The sequence below is a fragment of the Pseudomonas frederiksbergensis genome (assembly GCF_003732665.1).
In the GTDB taxonomy this organism is placed as follows: Bacteria; Pseudomonadota; Gammaproteobacteria; order Pseudomonadales; family Pseudomonadaceae; genus Aquipseudomonas; species Aquipseudomonas frederiksbergensis_G.
On sequence record NZ_MOBP01000005.1, the window covers coordinates 52,779 to 67,070 of the forward strand.

At 62.4% G+C, this 14,292-nt stretch carries 9 protein-coding genes; 3 read left to right on the forward strand and 6 right to left on the reverse strand.

Translation table 11 applies throughout. The features are described 5' to 3' along the window. The first annotated feature begins 32 nt into the window (after positions 1 to 32). Positions 33 to 1,142 carry a DUF3182 family protein gene (locus BK665_RS08030; RefSeq protein WP_123404399.1) on the forward strand — a complete coding sequence of 370 codons (1,110 nt, stop codon included), beginning with the start codon at positions 33 to 35 and terminating at the stop codon, positions 1,140 to 1,142. Continuing rightward, positions 1,132 to 1,890 (forward strand): alpha/beta hydrolase family protein, encoded by a 759-nt coding sequence (locus tag BK665_RS08035; protein ID WP_123404401.1) that lies wholly within the window; start codon positions 1,132 to 1,134, stop codon positions 1,888 to 1,890. Before BK665_RS08030 ends, BK665_RS08035 begins: the two co-directional genes overlap by 11 nt. A gap of 110 nt (positions 1,891 to 2,000) precedes the next feature. Here the strand turns inward: BK665_RS08035 and BK665_RS08040 are convergent, their stop codons facing one another. The 5 genes from BK665_RS08040 to BK665_RS08060 all read right to left on the reverse strand — a co-directional run bounded on the left by BK665_RS08040 (position 2,001) and on the right by BK665_RS08060 (position 7,388). Further along, on the reverse strand, positions 2,001 to 2,987 hold the full coding sequence (locus BK665_RS08040; protein ID WP_123404403.1) for a lysylphosphatidylglycerol synthase domain-containing protein: 987 nt from the start codon (positions 2,985 to 2,987) through the stop codon (positions 2,001 to 2,003). Beyond that, positions 2,974 to 4,266: a cardiolipin synthase ClsB gene (clsB, locus tag BK665_RS08045; protein ID WP_123404405.1), complete on the reverse strand. Its 1,293-nt coding sequence runs from the start codon at positions 4,264 to 4,266 to the stop codon at positions 2,974 to 2,976. Before clsB ends, BK665_RS08040 begins: the two co-directional genes overlap by 14 nt. Beyond that, the gene (locus tag BK665_RS08050; protein WP_123404407.1) at positions 4,263 to 5,060 is read right to left on the reverse strand and encodes an endonuclease/exonuclease/phosphatase family protein; all 798 of its coding nucleotides are present in this window, start codon (positions 5,058 to 5,060) and stop codon (positions 4,263 to 4,265) included. The genes clsB and BK665_RS08050 overlap by 4 nt, the downstream gene beginning before the upstream one ends. Continuing rightward, positions 5,057 to 5,983, reverse strand: a complete 927-nt coding sequence (locus BK665_RS08055; protein WP_123404409.1) for a DUF72 domain-containing protein — start codon at positions 5,981 to 5,983, stop codon at positions 5,057 to 5,059. Before BK665_RS08055 ends, BK665_RS08050 begins: the two co-directional genes overlap by 4 nt. A gap of 202 nt (positions 5,984 to 6,185) precedes the next feature. Beyond that, positions 6,186 to 7,388, reverse strand: a complete 1,203-nt coding sequence (locus BK665_RS08060) for an MFS transporter (protein ID WP_123404411.1) — start codon at positions 7,386 to 7,388, stop codon at positions 6,186 to 6,188. Between the two features lie 313 nt (positions 7,389 to 7,701). On the opposite strand from BK665_RS08060, the gene BK665_RS08070 reads away from it, so the two are divergent. Continuing rightward, positions 7,702 to 9,822 (forward strand): mechanosensitive ion channel family protein, encoded by a 2,121-nt coding sequence (locus BK665_RS08070; RefSeq protein ID WP_123404413.1) that lies wholly within the window; start codon positions 7,702 to 7,704, stop codon positions 9,820 to 9,822. Positions 9,823 to 9,954: 132 nt separating this feature from the next. Here BK665_RS08070 and BK665_RS08075 read toward each other — a convergent pair whose 3' ends face one another. Next, positions 9,955 to 14,274 (reverse strand): DEAD/DEAH box helicase, encoded by a 4,320-nt coding sequence (locus tag BK665_RS08075; protein ID WP_123404415.1) that lies wholly within the window; start codon positions 14,272 to 14,274, stop codon positions 9,955 to 9,957. Between the last annotated feature and the right edge of the window lie 18 nt (positions 14,275 to 14,292).

Consider the following 14,292-nt stretch of genomic DNA (forward strand, 5'->3'; position numbering starts at 1 on the left):
CACACCCATCAGCGCAGATTGAAGGGGGACGCATGACCCCAACAAATCGCAAAAAACTGGTCGTTGCCCATTCCGTGCGGCCCGAAGCCCCGCAGCACGAAGTCGAGACCAATCGCGCCCTGGCCCGTTGGCTGGCGCAAATCCTCGGGCTCAAATTCGGCGGCAGCTTCGATCGCGAATCCCACAGCGGACGTGACTTGTACCTGTTGCCGACCCAGACGCTGGTCGGTGCCGCCGCCGCGCTTCAGTTCGGCGTCAAGGGGCCGGAAGATCTGTGGGGCGGTTATGTCGATCACGACTTCATCTGCACCAAAGCCATCAGCCACGGTTTGCTCAATCGCGATGCGCTGGCGCCGGAGGGTTGGTCGCCGCTGTTTTGCGAACGGGTGCGCAATGTTGTTCTCGATGGCCTCAGCGTGTTTTCCCTGGCGGATGCGCGGCCAGCGGCGGAGCACTTGCTCTACAGCGGCCCTATCCGCCTCAAACCCATTCATGCCTGTGCCGGACGCGGCCAGGAGCTGATCAAAAGCCTCGACCAGTTCGACACCATCCTCGCCCGGCCCGACGTCGAACAGCTATTCAGCGAAGGCGTGGTGTTGGAGCAGCACCTCGAACAAGTGATTACCCACAGCGTCGGCCAGACGTTTATCGGCGACAAGGTGCTGAGTTACTGCGGTGATCAATACTTGACCGAAGACGGGCAGGGCGAACAGGTTTATGGCGGGTCCAATCTGCTGGTGGTTCAGGGTTACTACGAAGACTTGCTGGAGCTGGAATTGCCCGAAGACGTGCGCCTGGCGATCCAGCAAGCCCAGGTGTTCGACAGCGCGGCGGACGAGGCTTACCCGGGTTTCTATGCTTCGCGGCGCAATTACGACATCGCCCAGGGCCTGGACAGCAGCGGCAAACAGCGCAGCGGCGTGCTCGAACAATCCTGGCGCATGGGCGGCGCCAGCAGCGCCGAAGTCGCGGCGTTGCAGAGCTTCGTCAACGATCCGGGGATGCGTGCGATCCGTGTGTCTTCGGTGGAAACCTACATCGACCAACCACTGCCTGCGGACGCGATCGAGGTCTATCGCGGCCCCGCTGAAAACGGCGATTTTCTTCTCAAGTACGTAACGGTCAAATCCTATGACGGCTAGAAGCGAAACCATTGAAATCGACATCGACGGCGAACAAATGACCGGGCATTTCCTCAGCCCCAAATCGAAAGTCCCGGGCGTGCTGTTCGTGCATGGCTGGGGCGGCAGTCAGGAGCGGGACCTGGAACGGGCCAAAGGCATCGCCGGCCTGGGCTGTGTCTGCCTGACCTTCGACCTGCGCGGCCACACCGGCGGCACCGGCCTTGCGCTGTCGAAGGTAACCCGTGAAGACAACCTGCGGGACTTGCTCGCCGCTTACGACCGCTTGCTCGCCCACCCGGCGCTCGACACCTCTGCGATTGCGGTGGTCGGCACCAGTTATGGCGGTTACCTGGCGGCGATCCTCACCTCATTGCGCCCGGTGCGCTGGCTGGCGCTGCGGGTGCCGGCGCTGTACCGCGACGAACAGTGGCACACGCCCAAGCGCGAACTGGACAAGGTGGATTTGCTCGATTACCGCAGCACCCTGGTGCATGCCGCCAACAACCGGGCACTGCATGCCTGCGCGGCATTTACCGGGGATGTGTTGCTGGTGGAATCGGAGACGGACGACCATATTCCCCATGCGACGATCATGAGTTACCGGGCGGCGTGTCAGCAGACGCACTCCTTGACCCACCGCATCATCGACGGCGCCGACCACGCCTTGACCGACCCGGTTGCCCAGCAGGCCTACACCTCGATCCTGGTGGACTGGATCACGGAAATGGTGGTGGGTGAGCGGTTGAGCATTATTCAGTCCAGTTGAATTTGCGGTGTTCTTGAGACATTCGCGAGCAAACCCGCTCCCACAGGGGAATGCATTCCAATGTGGGAGCGGGCTTGCCCGCGAAGGCGGCATCCGCCTCACCGCATTACTCAGGCAGGTTTCTTCTTAATGCGCAACGCCTTGGCCTTGGCCTCCACCACCAGGTACATCACCAACGCAATCAACAACGGCAAGATGAAATAAATCGCCCGATACGCCAGCAACCCCGCCACCAGGCTGCCCCGGGACGTTTCATGTTGCAGCAGCGCCACAAACACCGCCTCCAACACCCCAAGCCCCGCCGGAATGTGGGTAATGACCCCGGCAATCGCACTGATCAGCAACACCCCCAGCACCAGCGGATAGTCGAGTTTGCTCGGCAGCAGGGTGAAAATCACCGCCGCCATCAACGACCAGTTCAATGCCCCAAGCGCCAGTTGCAGCACGGCCATGCGCAGGGACGGCAAGTTGATTTCCACCCCGCGAATCGCCCATTCCCGCCGCTTGGAAAACTGGCACGCCGCCAGATAGCCCGCGCTCAGCAACAGCAACACCACGCCCACCACTTGCAACGCATCGCTGCTCAGCTTCCAGCCCGGCGGCATGCTGACCAGGCCGCTGCTGAAGATCACGCCAGCAATCAGCATGTAGCCGATCCAGTTGGTGGCCAGGCTCAACCCGAGGATTTTCGCGATGTTGCCCTTGCTCACGCCCAGCCGCGAATACAGGCGATAGCGCATGGCGATGCCACCGACCCAGGCGCTCAAATTGAGGTTGAAGGCGTAGCTGATGATCCCCACCGGCAGAATCTGTTTCCAGGTCAGGTTCTGGCGGATGTAGGTGCGGCCGATCAGGTCGAAGCAGGCATACACCAGAAAACTCAGCAGCGTCACGCCCGAGGCAATGATCAGCGTGCGCACCTTGAAATCCGCCAGGGTGTCGAACACCTCGTTCCATTCCAGGCGCTGGGCGAGCATCGTCAACAGCACGATCAGCGCCAGGAAAAACAGCATCGTCAGCGGTTTTTTCCAGCGGCTCCATTTGGACTTGCCTGGACTGTCGGCATGGGTGGCCGGTTGTGCGTCAGTGTGGCTCATGACGATCGCTCCCGGCCGGATGGATGAAGGGTTGCAGCCGTGGCTTGTGCGCCGGCAGCCACCCGGCCCACGCCGGAAAGTGGCGCAGGAAGTGGAACACCAGGAAACCCACGGTCATGTGCCAGACCCGCCCGCGTGGGGATTTTTCCGCCGACATGGCTTTGCAGTGGTGCTGGCTCAGGTCTTCCAGGCGTTCGAACAACTCGCGGTTGAAGGTCCGGTCGCGGATCAACACATTGGCTTCCAGGTTCATCGACAGGCTCAACGGGTCGAGGTTGCTCGACCCCACGGTGCTCCAGTCCTCGTCCACCAACGCCACTTTGCCGTGCAGCGGCCGGTCGCAGTATTCGTAAATCTGCACCCCGGCCTTGAGCAGGTAGTCGTAGGTCATGCGCGCCGCAAGCTTGGCCACCAGCATGTCCGGTTGGCCTTGCAGGATCAGTCGCACCTCCACGCCCCGGCGCGCGGCGTTGCGGATCTCCCGCAAGAGGCGATAACCGGGAAAGAAGTAAGCGTTGGCGATCACCACCCGGCGTTGGGCGCTGCGCAACGCCAGGCGATAAACCTCCTCGATGTCCGTGCGATGGTCGCCGTTGTCGCGGTACACCAGCCGCACTTGGCCGTCATGGTCGCTGAAGGCCAGTTCCGAACGTCGTTGCCGTCGGCGTTGCCACCAGTATTTGGCCCGGGCCGGACGACCGCTTTGCAGCAGCGCGTAGTGATGAATGTCGGCCACCGCCGGGCCTTGGACTTCAACGGCATAATCCTGCTTGGCCTCGGGGCCGAAGTCCGCCAGGTGATCGCCGGAAAAATTGATTCCGCCGATAAACGCGATGGTGCCGTCGACCACCACGATCTTGCGGTGCAAGCGCCGGAACCAGTTGGTGCGAAAGCCCAAATGCTTGGGCGCCGGGTCAAACATCTGGATATGCACGCCAGCCTCGTTCAGCGCCGCGAGGTAACCGGTGCTCAATTCGCCGCAGCCAAAGCCGTCGAGGCTGATGGTCACCCGCACACCACGCCGGGCCGCCTCCATCAGGATCTGCTGCAACTCGTTGCCGACCTTGTCCTCCCACAGGATGAAGGTCTCCAGGAGGATTTCACTCTTGGCCTCGCGCAACACTTCGAACACCCGGGGGAAATACGCTTCGCCGTTTTCCAGCAACTCGACCCGGTTGTTGCCGTGCCAGCCGTATTCGACGTCGGCCAATGCCGGCTCGCCCAGTGGCGGCGTGGCGATGTGCTCCACGGCGGCTTTTTCCATCGATGGATTGTTCATAGCTCGATCTCCACCGAAAGCGGTGCGTGGTCAGAAAGGTGGGACCAGGGCCGCGCCGCCAATACTTGCGGGCGGCTGGCCTTGAGGTTGCGTACGTAAATGCGGTCCAGGCGCAGCGTCGGCCAGCGCGCCGGAAAACTGCGGGCCGGTTTGCCGTGGTGCTCGGCGAACACTTCGCGCAAACCGCTGGGCTTGAGCAAGGCATCGGCACGCTGACGCCAGTCGTTGAAGTCGCCGGCGACGATCACGGGCGCATCACTCGGCAAGTCTTCCAGGCGTTCGGCCAGCAACTTGAGTTGCGCCGTGCGATGGCTTTCCCGCAGCCCGAGGTGCACGCAAATCGCATGCACTTCCTGGCCGTCGCCGGGCAGGCGCAACACGCAATGCAACAGGCCGCGGTTCTCGTGGCCGCTGATGGACACGTCGAGGTTGTCGTGGCGGATGATCTGGAATTTCGACAGCAGCGCATTGCCGTGATCCCCCGCCGGGTACACCGCGTTGCGACCATAGGCGAACTGCGGCCACAGAGTGTCGGCGAGGAATTCGTATTGCGGCATGGTCGGCCAGTTGCTGTAGCGCTGGGGGTGCTGCTCGTGGGTGCCGTGGACTTCCTGCAAAAACACCACGTCGGCAGAGACACTGCGCACCGCTTCACGCAGTTCGGGCAGGATGAAGCGCCGGTTGAGGGCGGTGAAACCCTTATGGGTGTTGACCGTCAGCACGGTAAAGCGGCGCACGCTGGTGATCACGTTTTGCTGCTCGTCAGTGGTGCCGACCGGTTCGGAAATGCTCATGGCAACACCCCTTCGGCGGCAGGCTCGCCGGGACGGGTGGCGAGATGTTCGTCGAGACGGAAGCGTTCCAGCAAACTGCGGGCGTCGAAGGGCGCGCGGACCTTGATGTCGTTATCGAAGTAGCAAAACACTTCCCGGGATTTGCGCACCTTGGGTTTCTGGCGCGGTGCAATCAGGTGCGGGTCGGTCGGTTGCTGGCCGTGATTCCACGCCTCAATACGGTCACCCCAGCGTTTCAGGGCCTGGGGCGTGTAGCCGCTGGCGTAGAGTTCTTCGGCACCGTGCAGGCGCAGGTACACGAAATCACTGGTGAGGTCTTCGCGGTACGGCCATTTGCCGGCGGTGTCGGCGATCACCAGGGCGGTGTTGTAGCGGCGCAGCAGACGGGTAAAGGCTGGGTCGACGAAGCTGTCGTGGCGGATCTCCACGGCGTGGCGCAACGGCTTCCTGCCGTGGGCCTTGAGGCTGGCGTGGCCGTGCAGGTGCGAATCGTGCTGGCGGGCGAGGGCGGCGGCCTGTTCGGTGTTGTGGGGCAATTGGTCGAGAAAGTGCTCGAACAGTTCGGCGTCGAATTTGAAGCTGGGCGGGAATTGCCAGAGGATCGGGCCGAGTTTGTCCTTGAGTTCCAGCACCCCCGAAGCGAAGAAATTGGCCAGGGGTTTGTGGATGTCCCGCAGGCGCCGGATGTGGGTGATGAAACGCGGGGCCTTGACGCTGAAGACGAAGCCCGGCGGGGTTTCGTCGTACCACTGCAGATAGCGTTCGGGCCGTTGCAGGGCGTAGAACGATCCATTGATTTCGATGCTGTTGACCGCCCGCGAGGCGAATTGCAATTCGCGCTTTTGGGTCAACCCCTTCGGGTAGAACCCCCCGCGCCACGGCGTGTAGCGCCAGCCGGAAATACCAATATGAATCGCCGCCATGTGTCCCTCCCGTCGTTTGCCCGCCATTTTTGGATGACTGTCGGGCAAACGAGAAAGTTTCCATGGAACTACGGACGGTAAACACTCGAGCAAACACCACAAACCAAATGTGGGAGCGGGCTTGCTCGCGAAGAGGGCGTGTCAGTCACCATCAATGTGGCTGACATACCGCATTCGCGAGCAAGCCCGCTCCCACAGGGTTTTAGTGACCGGCGACGACGCGTGTTGAGCTTTCGGCATACACCGGGCCCAAGCGATCAAGCCGCCCACTCCACAGGGTCAACGCCAGGGCCACCAACACCACCAGGCCACCGATCCACGCGGTATGAATCAACCCCATATTCGCCACGATCAAACCACCGCCCCACGCACCCCCGGCAATCCCCAGGTTGAACGCCGCAATGTTCAGGCCCGACGCCACGTCCACCGCGTTCGGGGTGTGATGCTCGGCCTGACGCACCACATAAACCTGCAACCCCGGCACATTGCCGAACGCCACCGCACCCCAAACCAGCACAGTGGCCAGGGCCAGCCATGGATTCCCGGCGGTGAAGGTCAGCACGAACAGCACGGCGGCGAGCAGGGCGAAGATGATTTTCAGGGCACTGATCGGGCCGCGTTTGTCCGCCAGTTTGCCGCCCCAGATGTTACCCACCGCTACCGATATGCCGTAGACCAGCAATACCAGGCTGACAGTGCTGGCGCTGAAGCCGGAGATGTCCTGAAGAATCGGCGCGAGGAACGTGAAAGCGATGAACGAGCCGCCGTAACCGACCGCTGTCATGGCATACACCAGCAGCAGGCGCGGTTGTTTGAGCACTTGCAGTTGTTCCAGCAGGGACGCGGGTTTGCTGTGGGTGATGTTTTTCGGCACATAAATCAGGCTGCCGATAAACGCGATCACACCCAGCGCCGACACGGCGAGGAAGGTTTCACGCCAGCCGAAATGCTGACCAATAAACGTCCCCAACGGCACGCCGGTGACCAGCGCCACGGTGAGGCCGGTGAACATGATCGCAATCGCGCTGGCGGCTTTTTCCTTCGGCACCAGGCTGGTGGCGATGGTCGAGCCAATCGAGAAAAACACCCCGTGGGCCAGACCGGTGACGATCCGCGCAATGATCAGCGATTCATAACTCGGCGCTTTCCAGGCCAGCAAGTTGCCGAGGGTGAACAGCACCATCAGCGACAGCAGTAACAATTTGCGCGGGACTTTGCCGGTAAGGGCGGTCAGCACCGGCGCGCCGATGGCCACGCCCAGGGCGTAAAGGCTGACCAGCAGGCCGGCGGACGGCAGGCTGACCCCGAGGTCGGCGCCGATGGTGGGTAACAGGCCAACGATGACGAACTCGGTCGTCCCGATGGCGAAGGCGCTGAGGGTCAGCGCGAGCAAGGCAATGGGCATGACTGCAACTCCGGTGGGTTAATTGATGGAGCGCAGTGTCGGGGTTTGGGCTGTGCGGAAAAATACAGGGGTGGGCATTTGATATTTGCGTGCAGATCAAATATCGACCGAGCACTACAGAACCCCTGTGGGAGCGGGCTTGCTCGCGAATGCGGTGTGTCAGTCACCACTGAACTCAGCTGATCGACCGCATTCGCGAGCAAGCCCGCTCCCACAAGGGGTACTGTGTTGTCGGTTATCGACGGCCAAAACCGAACTTGCCGGCCATTTGCCGATCAGTTCCTTACAGACCCTTCGCAAGGAGCTCCGCGTTTTGTTCAAGTTCAAGACTGCGTTACTACTGGGGGCGTTGTTGGTTCTGGGTTGCGGCGAGCTAGAGGCCGCTGGATTGCCGGGTGTTCCCGCCACTGCTGAAGCGCCGGCCAAGCCTGAGCCACTGGTCCAGGGCGGGCTGCTGGGGGCGATCAGTTCCAGCATCGACGACGTGCAGGACAAACTCGACCTCAACGACAATCTGGTAGACGCCTGGCGCGTGCGGGCGGATCGGGCGGCGGATGAAGTCGACAAACTGGTCAACCAGCCCTCGGCGCGATCGGGCTGGAGCGTGACCGGCGATTTCCTGATGCTGTCCGGCGTCTGGCTCGGCACCTTCGCCTTGCTCACGGTGCTCGGCGGCATTGCCGCCAAACGCTTGAGCCAAAACCGCTGGCTTCGCACCCGGCAACGCAGCCAGGACTTGCTCGGCTATTTGCTGCCCTACACCTTACCCGCCGTGGTCTGCCTGCCGTTGACCCTCTACGTCAGCCATTTCCTGCAAGCCTCGGCGGGGCGGGCGCTGGCGCTGTGTTTTGCCTACGCCACCAGCAGCGGCATTTTTTCGACCTCGATGCTGCTGTGCGTCATCGTCATGTTCAACACCGGCCATAAACGCCCGGCGGTGCAGATCATCCGCGACTACAGCCCCAAGCCGCTGTTCCTGATCGGCTTCCTCGCGGCGCTCAGCGATGCCCTGACCAGCCCGCAGATCGCCCGGCAACTGGGGGGCAATATCACCAGCAGCGTCGCGGTGTTCACCGCGTTGTTTGCCTCGATCATCTTCGGTCTGCTGGTTATTCGTCTGAGGCGCCCGGTGGCGCATCTGATCCGCAATCGACCGTTGGCCCAGCGTCTCAACCGGCCGTCGCTGCAAGAATCCCTGCGGATCTTTTCCGGGCTCTGGTACTGGCCGATTCTGTTGATGGTCATGGTGTCGACGATCAACCTGATCGGCGTCGGCGAGGACAATCAGAAAGCCCTGCGCTGTGCGTTGTTCACCACGATCCTGCTGATCGCCACGGTGTTCCTCAGCACGATTTTCCAGCACCTGTTCAAGTCCCGGAAGGTCGAAAAATTCCAGCGCAGCAGTGCTTATAAGGATCGCTTTCTCAGCTTGTTGCATGCCTTGTTGCGGATCGTTATGGCGGTGGCCTTCATCGAAATTCTTGGCCGTATCTGGGGCGTTTCGCTGTTCGAGTTCGCCGAGCAAAACTCCGTGGGCCGGGCGATTGGTAATGCCCTGAGCAGCATCGGCCTGATCTTCCTCGTGACCTGGCTGCTGTGGGTGGTGCTCGACACGGCGATTCAGGAAGCGCTGAAACCGCCAGTCAGCAAACGCTCGGCACGCCAGCCCAGCACGCGGGTGAAAACCATCCTGCCGCTGCTGCGCAACGCGATCAAAATCATCCTGGTGGTGATCTGCGCGATCACCACCATGGCCAACCTCGGGATCAACGTCGCGCCGCTGCTGGCAGGTGCCGGGGTGGTGGGTCTGGCCATCGGTTTCGGCTCCCAGCAATTGGTGCAGGACGTGATTACCGGGCTGTTCATCATCATCGAAGACACCCTGTCGATTGGTGATTGGGTGGTGCTCGACTCTGGCCACGCCGGCACGGTCGAAGGCCTGACCATCCGCACCTTGCGTCTGCGTGACGGCAAGGGCTTTGTGCATTCGGTGCCATTCGGGCAGATCAAGGCTGTGACCAACCAATCGCGGCAATTTGCGTATGCGTTCTTCTCGGTGCAGTTCACCTACGACACCGATGTGGACAAGGCCATCGAGCTGATCCGTGAGGCCGGGGATTCGATCCGCGACGACGCCTTTCTCAAGTACAACCTGCAAGGGCCGCTGGATGTGTTTGGTGTCGACAAAATGGACCTCAACGGCGTGGTGCTGACGGCGCAGTTCCGCACGGTGTCGGGCGGGCAATATGCGGTGAGCCGGGCGTTTAACCAGCGCTTGAAAAAGCTTGTGGATAACAGCCCGTGGGTGCACTTCGCGCAGACTTATCCACAGCAGGTGTTGATGCCGCATCGGGTGGTGGATGGCGCGGAAGAGGAGGGGCCGGTGCCGGAGCATTCGCCGGTGTTGTTGCCGGATCAGCCCCGTACCCAGTGACGATCGTTCTTACGGGTCGCATGAGAATGGCCAAACACAATCCCCTGTAGGAGCGAGGCTTGCCCGCGAAGGCGATCTGTCAGTCAACATCTCTATTGGCTGTGATGGCCTCTTCGCGGGCAAGCCTCGCTCCTACAGGTAATGGTGTCTGGTCAGCTTATTGTGTAATTCAGCCCCGGCCTGCTGATCCAACTCCACCCAAATCACCTGTTTGCCGGCAATCTCCGCCGCCGCCGGCAACCCATCCCGATACACCAACCGATTACTCGCCAGCGCCGGCACTTTCACCCCTGGCAGCAACGTCCCGGCCAGGTTCAGCGGATCCACGCCACACACTGCCACCAGACTCCCGTCATGGGGCCGGCGCCGCACTTCCCGCAGCAACGGAATCGCCTCCGGCAAGGCAAACTGTTCCCCGGCCAAACCACTGACAAACCGCCCACCGCGAATCTCCCCCCGCGCCTCCAGTCGATGAAAGGTGCGCAGCAACTCGCGCCAGCTCGGCAGCCAGTCCGCCTCGCGTTCCAGCAAACGCCAGAACACCACGCCATAGCGGCGCAGCAAGGTCATGGCGATGTGTTCCAGGGCGTCGGCGGGTGTCGGCGCCGGGCGTTTGTTATCCACAACCGGCGGCGGTGGTCCGCGTCGCAGCAAGGCCCAGCGTCCGGCGTCGTCCATGCCGCCGACAAACGCCCCGCGTCCGCGACGGCTGCTGCGTTGCTGGCGTTTGCTCGCCGGGGTGATCAGCGCCCGCAGCCCGGCGAAGCTGTCGGCGTTCACTAGCCCGGCGCCCACCAGTTCCTGCAAGGCGATTTCCAGTTCCGTGCGCAGCAGATGCGCTTCGTGAATCAACTCATCGAAAAACAACGCGCCGTGTTGGCTCAGGGCTTCGAACACTTTTTGCGTCTTGGGCGACAGTTCGCTGACTGGAGTCTGCTCGGTCAAACCGCTCCACAACCCGACCTGGCTACGGGGCAACAGCACAATCGGCGTACTACGCAGCGCCGTGCTCGTGTTGCGCGCGGTCAGGCGCGTCCACACCAGTTTGCCGCTGCGGCACAGGTCATCGAGCCAGCTCGGTGAATAGTCCTTGAGCCGCGCCGGCAGGAGGTCGCTGTCCCACGCCGATGCGGCGGCGGGGTAGCCTTCAAACTGGCTGACAATCGATGGCAACACCGCGCTGCCCTGACCTTGGGTTGCAGGGGACAGATGCTGCCAGTCGAACAGAAACCGCATGAAATCCTGCAACGCCACCGGCTCGATTTCCCGGCGCAGGCGCTTGACCGTGTAACGATGAATCCGCGCCAGCAGATGCCGCTCGCACCATTCGTCTTGATCAATGCCCGGCGTAAATTGACCGCGCAGCACATAACCTTCGCGCTCCAGGTGCGCCAGGGTTTGAGTGACTTGAATCTCCGGTAATCCCAGAGGTTCGGCAATCGCCTGCAACGGCAGCGGACCAAACCCGCTGAGCCGCGCACGAATCACTTCCAGCACCGCGTCATCGGTGTCCCAGGGCTCATTGAAACCGTGCAACGCTTCCAGTGGCGGCAGCAAAATCGCCTGTGGATAAATCGCTTTCAGGCAGGTCAGGCGTTCCAGCGCCAGCCACAGTGATTGAACGGGGTTGATCAGCAAGCGGCTGGCGCGACCGCTCTCGGCCAGGGCGTTGAGCCATTCCAGCCAATGGGGATTGGCCTGAGCTTCGGCATTGGAGATGCACGCCAGACTCATCAACGCCTCATGCATTTCATCGACACTCGTGGGCGCGGGCCAGGCTTCATCACGCACCGCTTGAATCGCCTCGGCATCCAGCGCGCCGAGGTCGTCGGTGGATTGTGGATCGGTCCAGCGCCGATTGAGCACCGCTTGGGTGCGGCGTTCTTCCAGCGGCGCATCGTCGAGAAAGGTGTAGGGCCGGGCGCTGAGAATTTCTGCCGCCAGGGGCGAGGGCGCCGGCAGGTCGCGGCTGATCAGGCGGACATCGCCGCTTTCCATGCGCCGCAGCAGCGCCAGCCAGCCTTCGGTGTCCATGGCTTCGTGCAGGCAATCGTCGAGGGTTTGTTCCACCAGCGGATGCGCGGGCACTTCCCGCTCGCCGGCGAGGTTTTCCACGCAGGCAATCTGATCGGGAAACACATTGGCGATCAGGTCTTCGCTTTTCATCCGCTGGATCTGCGGCGCGACTTTGCGCCCGCCGCTGTAGCGCGGCAACGCCAGGGCAACCCCGGCATTCCAGCGCCAGCGCACGCCGAACAGCGGCGCTTCGAGCACGGCTTGAATCAGGATGTGCTCGGCGCTGTTGCTGTGCAGGTAGCGCCAGACGTCATCCAGTTCAAAGCTGTGGCTGGTGGACAGCGACAGCACGATCGCGTCTTCGCTGGCGGCGGCCTGCAATTCGAAATTGAAGGTGCGGCAGAAGCGCTTGCGCAGGGCCAGGCCCCAGGCGCGGTTGATGCGGCTGCCGAACGGCGTGTGGATGATCAGTTGCGTGCCGCCGGACTCGTCGAAAAATCGCTCCATCAGCAAGGTGTCTTGTGAGGGCAAAGCACCGAGGGTCAGGCGTGCGCGGGCGAGGTAATCCACCAGTTGCTCGGCGCTGGCGAGGTTGAGGCCGAGGGTGTCGGTGAGCCAGTCAATCGCCGGTTGCAGGTTGCCGGGTGTGGCGCCGAGCAGTTCATCGATGTGCGCTTGCAGGCGTGCCACGGCGAACGACAGTTCCGCGCTACGCCCCGGCGCTTCGCCGAGCCAGAACGGAATGGTCGGCGGCTGGCCATGGGCGTCTTCGACCCGGACCTTGCCGGTGTCGACCCGCAAGATGCGGTACGACGTATTGCCGAGCTGGAAGATATCCCCAGCGATGCTTTCCACGGCGAAGTCTTCGTTGACGCTGCCGATGTTCAGCCCTTGAGGCTCCAGCACTACGCTGTAGTCGGCGTTGTCGGGGATGGTGCCGCCGCTGGTCACGGCGGTCAATTTGCTGCCCCGACGGCCGCGCAGGGTGCGGCTCACGGCATCGCGATGCAGGTAAGCGCTACGCATGCCCTGGCGACCGTTGTAGCCCTCGGCGAGCATCTGCAACAGCGCTTGATAGTGGTTTTCATCGAGGTTGGCGTAGGGCGAGGCCTGGCGGAACAGTTCCAGCAACGCTTGCTCGTGCCATTCCTGACAACTGACCTCGGCGATGATTTGCTGTGCGAGGACGTCCAGCGGTGCGACCGGGATCAGCAAAGTGTCGAGTTCACCCCGGCGCACGCAGTCGAGCAACGCGGTGCATTCGATCAGGTCGTCGCGGGTGGTGGCGAACAATCGGCCCTTGGGCGTGCCGCCGACCTGGTGCCCGGAACGGCCGACCCGTTGCAGGAATCCGGCAATCGAACGGGGTGAGGCAATCTGGCACACCAGATCGACGTCACCGATATCGATGCCCAATTCCAGCGAGGCCGTGGCGATCAACACTTGCAGCTCGCCGCGCTTGAGCCGTTGTTCGGCGTCGAGGCGAAATTCCTTGGCCAGGCTGCCGTGGTGCGCGGCCACGGCTTCTTTGCCCAGGCGTTCGCTCAGGTGCCGGCTCAGGCGTTCGGCCAAGCGCCGGGTGTTGACGAAAATCAGCGTGGTGCGGTGTTCACGGGCGAGGACGGCGAGGCGGTCGTAGACCAGTTCCCACACGTCATTGGCCATCACCGCCGACAGCGGCACGGGCGGCACTTCGATGTCGAGATCTCGCGGGCGGGCGTGGCCGATGTCGATGATGTCGCACTCGCGATCACGGCCGACCAGGAAACGCGAGACGGCTTCGATGGGTTTTTGCGTGGCGGACAGGCCGATACGCATCAAAGGCTCAGGGCATAGCGCCTGCAACCGTTCGAGACTCAACGCCAAGTGGCTGCCACGTTTACTGGCGGCGATGGCATGGATTTCATCGACGATCACCGTGCGCGTGGTGCCGAGCATCTTGCGTCCGGAGTCGGAGCCGAGCAGCACGTAAAGGGATTCCGGGGTGGTCACCAGAATGTGCGGCGCGTGCTTGCGCATCGCCGAGCGGTCTTTTTGCGGGGTGTCGCCGGTGCGCACGGCGGTGTTGATCCGCAATTCGGGCAGGCCCATCACGCGCAATTGCTCGGTGATCCCGGCCAGCGGGTTTTGCAGGTTGATCTGGATGTCGTTGGATAACGCCTTGAGCGGCGAGACATAGACCACCAGGGTTTCGTCCGGTAGATGACCTCCGTTCTCCAGGCCCTGGTGAAACAGGTCATCCAGTACGGCGAGGAACGCGGTGAGGGTTTTGCCGGAGCCGGTGGGCGCAGCGATCAGCGTCGAGCGCCGTTGACGAATCAACGGCCACGCCCGGGCCTGGGCGGCGGTCACCGTCGCGAAGGTGTTGCGGAACCAGGCGCTGACGGCAGGATGGAAGCCGGCCAGGGCACTGTCGGCGGGGATGGGCAGGTTCATGCAGCAATTTATGCGGGC

Coding starts and splice junctions, on each gene's coding strand:
- BK665_RS08030 (WP_123404399.1), top strand. CDS start 33: ATGACCCCAACAAATCGCAAAAAACTGGTCGTTGCCCATTCCGTGCGG.
- BK665_RS08035 (WP_123404401.1), top strand. CDS start 1,132: ATGACGGCTAGAAGCGAAACCATTGAAATCGACATCGACGGCGAACAA.
- BK665_RS08040 (WP_123404403.1), bottom strand. CDS start 2,987: ATGAGCCACACTGACGCACAACCGGCCACCCATGCCGACAGTCCAGGC.
- clsB (WP_123404405.1), bottom strand. CDS start 4,266: ATGAACAATCCATCGATGGAAAAAGCCGCCGTGGAGCACATCGCCACG.
- BK665_RS08050 (WP_123404407.1), bottom strand. CDS start 5,060: ATGAGCATTTCCGAACCGGTCGGCACCACTGACGAGCAGCAAAACGTG.
- BK665_RS08055 (WP_123404409.1), bottom strand. CDS start 5,983: ATGGCGGCGATTCATATTGGTATTTCCGGCTGGCGCTACACGCCGTGG.
- BK665_RS08060 (WP_123404411.1), bottom strand. CDS start 7,388: ATGCCCATTGCCTTGCTCGCGCTGACCCTCAGCGCCTTCGCCATCGGG.
- BK665_RS08075 (WP_123404415.1), bottom strand. CDS start 14,274: ATGAACCTGCCCATCCCCGCCGACAGTGCCCTGGCCGGCTTCCATCCT.